This window comes from Bifidobacterium myosotis, assembly GCF_002259745.1.
Lineage (GTDB): Bacteria > Actinomycetota > Actinomycetes > Actinomycetales > Bifidobacteriaceae > Bifidobacterium > Bifidobacterium myosotis.
In genome coordinates this window covers 1-1,168 of record NZ_MWWW01000039.1, presented here as the reverse complement: position 1 = coordinate 1,168, position 1,168 = coordinate 1, and the positions used below count along the sequence as shown (strand labels likewise).

Below are 1,168 nucleotides of genomic sequence, written 5' to 3'. Positions count from 1 at the left end.
CATACGCGAATTCCGGGAAGAAACCGGTATTGCCGTGGATGATGCACAGGTGACGATAATGCAGCATATGCACGCTGATACCGGAGTATTGCGGGACGATATCGCCGTGGCGCGTATCGTGCTGCGAGGCGCGGAATCGATCGCCAAGGATTCGGACTGGGAACTTTCCGGCATGACTTGGTTCACCGAACAGCAGATGAGGAATCTCATTATTTCGGGCGAATTGACGGATGGGATTACTTTAGCGGCCTTCGCCATAGTGGAATTTGCGGGATAATGGTTTACTTGTCCGATCCCGCACTCGGTCTCGACAGCGGGCGACGGACTGAACCTGTTCGGGTTGCACGTCACATTCGCGATGCTGCGCTCGATGCCCCAGCGCCAGACGCAGTCTGAGCCCTTCCGGGGCTGATGCATGGCCGCCCTTTCTTTATCGGACACGTTATCCGACTTTTTATCGAACATGTCGGATAACAGCTGTGAAAACGCCGTCCCGGTGTCCCTAGAAGAAAGGTTCCAGAACATGACTGGAAACACTAAGGTTTGGCGCGCCCCGCTCGCCGGCCTCGCCTCCGTCGCGATGATCGCGACCATGGGCGTGGCGGCCAGCACGGCCAACGCCGCGCCGACGACGGGCTATCAGTACCCGGACGTGAAGATCACCCTTGACTACAACGGTGGTACGTACACGGGTGCCACCACGGGTCACGGCAACGATTTCAGCGACTTCACCGTGAGCTCCGATAAGACGACCGTGACGTTGACCGACAAGCACACGCTGGACAACGGCTACGAGTACGCGGATGGCATCTTCGCCAAGGACCTGTACGGTACCTTCGGCCAGGATGGTGTCATGATGTTCAAGACCGGCACGCCGGGCAATCCGGTCCGTAAGTTCTCCGGCTGGTACACGGAGAAGCAGGGCGGCCAGGCCGTGGATCCGACCACGGCCCTCGCCGACGGCACTACCCTGTACGCGCATTGGAGCCAGGGCGCTGTGAGCACGGATGAGTCCGAGAACTTTGTGCACGTCGACACCAAGGGCGAGATCGCGTACAAGGACGGCACTGAGCCCGATGGCGCGGCGAACGTGATCGAGAACAAGGGTGCCAACTCCTATGACATCCGTCTTGCCGATGGCGATACGCTGGCCGACTGGGAGCTGCCG

General features: G+C 59.6%; 2 protein-coding genes. Both read left to right on the top strand.

The features are described 5' to 3' along the window. The coding region (locus BMYO_RS11720) for an NUDIX hydrolase (protein WP_158217002.1) at positions 1-277 on the top strand (277 nt) is incomplete at its 5' end. Positions 278-523: 246 nt separating this feature from the next. Continuing rightward, on the top strand, positions 524-1,168 hold a 645-nt coding region (locus BMYO_RS11195; protein ID WP_143249199.1), incomplete at its 3' end, for an InlB B-repeat-containing protein.